Annotated in this window: 3 protein-coding genes and 1 pseudogene; 3 read left to right on the top strand and 1 reads right to left on the bottom strand. The window is 49.7% G+C overall.

What is annotated here, in order from left to right; all coding sequences use genetic code 11:
• The first annotated feature begins 214 nt into the window (after window positions 1–214).
• Complete coding sequence (locus BAA01_14645) at window positions 215–1,456, top strand: transposase (GenBank protein ID OUM84467.1); 1,242 nt, start codon at window positions 215–217, stop codon at window positions 1,454–1,456.
• Entirely contained in the window at window positions 1,453–2,241 is a 789-nt protein-coding gene (locus BAA01_14640; protein ID OUM84466.1) for an AAA family ATPase, read from the top strand. The genes BAA01_14645 and BAA01_14640 overlap by 4 nt, the downstream gene beginning before the upstream one ends.
• Before the next feature lie 96 nt (window positions 2,242–2,337).
• Here the strand turns inward: BAA01_14640 and BAA01_14635 are convergent.
• Window positions 2,338–2,871 (bottom strand): annotated as a pseudogene (locus BAA01_14635) (transposase).
• Between the two features lie 442 nt (window positions 2,872–3,313).
• On the opposite strand from BAA01_14635, the gene BAA01_14630 reads away from it, so the two are divergent.
• A partial coding sequence (locus tag BAA01_14630; GenBank protein OUM84465.1) for a transposase occupies window positions 3,314–3,433 on the top strand: 120 nt, incomplete at its 3' end.

Below are 3,433 nucleotides of genomic sequence, written 5' to 3'. Positions count from 1 at the left end.
CCAATAAAGAGGGACGGATATGTCCTGAAAAAACATTTCATTGTCATCCCCAATTTTGAGCGAATCACCGCTTAGCCCAGTTTTTGGTGCATATATTCAATGATGGGATGACCCGGTTTTTGCGGGTTGTAGAAAACGGTGTTAAAATCCCCAATATCACCGGTTGAAAATTCCCCACTTTTACCGCACTCTCTCCTCGGAGGAGAGAGACAACATGATCAAGAATGGGGAGTTTTACATGATCCATGAGATGAGAAAACGAGGAATGAGCATTACACAAATTGCCGAGGAATTGGGGAGAGATCGAAAAACCATCCGAAAGTGGCTGCAGAAATCGGAGCCGGTTCCCTACCAGCGACAGGTAACCCGCCCCGGCAAGCTGGACCCTTTCAAGGATTACATTCTCCAGAGGATGCAGGAAGGTTGCCTGAATGCTGCCGTCATCTACGATGAAATCCGGGCCAAAGGATATACGGGCGGCATGACCATTTTGCGCTCCTTCATGCAGCCACACCGTCCCACGGTCATCCAGAAGGCCACGGTGCGTTTTGAAACACCTCCCGGTCATCAGTCCCAGGTGGATTGGGGCCGGTTCCGGGTAGACTGGCATGGAACGCCAAAGCGGATGTATGCCTTCGTCATGGTCCTGGGATATTCCCGCATGATGTATGTGGAGTTTACGGAGAACGAAAAGCTGGATACCCTCATTGGCTGCCATTTGCGGGCATTCGAGTACTTTGGCGGACGGCCGGAAGTGATCCTGTACGACAACATGAAGACCATTGTCTCGGGCTTTGACGAACGGGGGCATGCCGTCTGGAATGAACGGTTTTCCCGCTTTGCCGACCACCACGGATTTGTGTTGCGAAACTGCCGGCCTTACCGCGCCAGAACCAAAGGCAAGGTCGAAAACGGAATCCGCTACCTCCGTCAGAACTTCTGGCCCCGCGTCCGGCAATTCACGAGCCTGGACGATTTGAATCGTCAAGTTCGCCACTGGCTGGATACGGTGGCCAACGTTCGGGTGCACGGAACTACGCATCAAGTTCCTCGTCTCCGTTTGCCGGAGGAAGGTCTCAAGCCAATCAACCAGACGCCCTTTGCGGAAGTGGATCGACACGCACGGAAGGTTTCTTCCGACGGGATGGTCTCATACGAGAACAACCGCTATTCCGTTCCCTTTCATTGGATTGGTCAAATTGTGCATATTCAGGATCTGCGAAACGGGCGGATCAGCATTTACTACGGAGATCAGCTCATCGCAGAGCATGAGAAAGCGACCGGCAAACAACAAACGGTCATCAATAAAAAACACTTCGAGGGGCTTCGAACCACCGGCCAGCATCAGATCCCCCAATCCATGCCCCGAATGGTTCGTCAAGCAACCCCCGAAGTGGCGGAACGCGACTTGTCCGTATACGAACAATTGCTCCATGAGGAGATGATCCTGCAATGATTCTGCAAGAACGCCTCCAGGACGCTTTTCAGCAATTTGGTTGGAGCAGGATTCCGGAAGTGCTCCATACCCAAGCTGAAGAAGCTGCCAAGCACAATATATCGTATTTGGAGTTTTTGGACAAGCTGCTGCAGGAGGAGCTTGCGGCCAAACGGGAGCGGTTTATCCGGATGAAGACTCGTGTGGCACATCTGCCGTTCCATAAGACGCTGGATCAATTCGATTTTTCCTTCCAGCCCTCCATTGATGAACGGCGGATTCGGGATCTGGCCACCTTGCGGTTCATGGAGCATCAAGAAAATTTGATCTTCCTGGGTCCGCCTGGCGTGGGCAAAACCCATCTGGCCGTTGCTCTGGCGTTGGAAGCAATCAAGCAGCGGTACACGGTGTATTTCACCACCGCCCATGATATGATCCAAACGCTGCAGCAGGCACACCATACCCAAACGATCAAGCAGAAAATGAAAATGTTCACGAAGCCAAATTTGCTGATCATCGATGAGATCGGATATCGGAAGATGGACGAAACCGCAGCGCATTTTTTCTTCCAGATCATTTCCGAACGCTATGAAAAAGGATCGATCATCCTCACCTCCAACAAATCGTACGGCGCATGGGGAGAAATCTTTGGTGACACAGTGCTGGCAACGGCCATACTGGACCGACTCCTGCATCATTCCATCACGATCAACATCAAGGGGGAGAGCTACCGCATCAAGGAAAAGAAGAAAGCGGGCTTTTTCAGGCCCGAACCAACCGGCAACAACCCTGAACAGACCGACTAGACCAGTGGCAATTTGACCGCTTCGAATGCACTTCATCGTTGTTACTGGGGAATTTTCAACCGATTATTTTGAGGAATTTTCAATCGGTCTTGACAATAGACGAGACTGTCCTTCGAAGGCCAGCAAAGGATGATAACTCTTACGGCCGGGCTTATGCGGGTTCGTGCCTTTAGCCGCTCCGCCCTGATCGCCATATACGGTTTCAACGGTGGAGTCAAGGTCCAGAATGAGAGCCTCTGGTAAACAAGGTCCAATGATTTCCTGATTGAGCGACCGCAATTCGGGCAACAGTTTCGGGTGCGATTTGCTAAGACGCGACAACTCTTTGTATAACAGCGAATGGTGCGGACAGCGTCCACCGAGAAACCGCTTTAGAAGCGAGTCTTGCTGTAGCTTGCGGAAATGGAAGAGGCGTTCGCAGCCGAGCATCCAGCCGACGACGAGATAAAGCAGAATACGGTAGACGGGGAACAGCGAGTTGTTTGCTTTCATGCATGACAGCCTTTGTAAAGCAGCGGCAAACTTGATTTTTTCGAGGTATTCCAGGAAGATTTTGATGCCGCCGAAACTGGTCGCGTTTTGTAAGGAAAATTCGGTCTTGATTTTGCTGATGGGTGTGGTAGACTTCACCTAAAAGGTGCTCCTCTCTTTGGGTGTAGTGTTCTCGACAAACACCATTCTACCAAAGATTTGGGCACTTTTTTATGTTTTCAATGAACGGTACTTTCGAAATTTAGGTTGACTTTATAGTAATCCATATATTCCCTCTTGTAAATACTTTTCTGCAAAATCGTGGAAGTTTTATCAATGGAAAGGGCATCCCGCTGTTTTTCTAGTTGAGTCCGTATAATTGTGTAAATTGATAGTCTCCCCCGAAAAAAAGGGAGCCATAAATCAATACCCTCAGTTAGAATGGTGGTGTCGAAACATCACTCTAAGGAGGAGAATTGTTATGGCTCAATACCAGATTAACGTAGATTCGCAGCTTTTGCATCAATGATGCTAGACTGAATAGTGGACACCGAGAATCGAGAATGCGACAATAAATTCAGCAAAATCGAGGTGTCCGAAGATGAGTCAAAAGTATGACAAAGACTTCAAAATCCAAACCGTGAGGATGATCCAGGAACAGGGAAAACCGGTGGCGCAAGTCGCTCGGGAACTGGGTGTATCCGACAATACCTTGTACCGT

The organism is Bacillus thermozeamaize (assembly GCA_002159075.1).
In the GTDB taxonomy this organism is placed as follows: Bacteria; Bacillota; Bacilli; order ZCTH02-B2; family ZCTH02-B2; genus Bacillus_BB; species Bacillus_BB thermozeamaize.
Note: the sequence above shows the minus strand (reverse complement) of the source record. Positions and strands in the feature narration are given on the sequence as shown.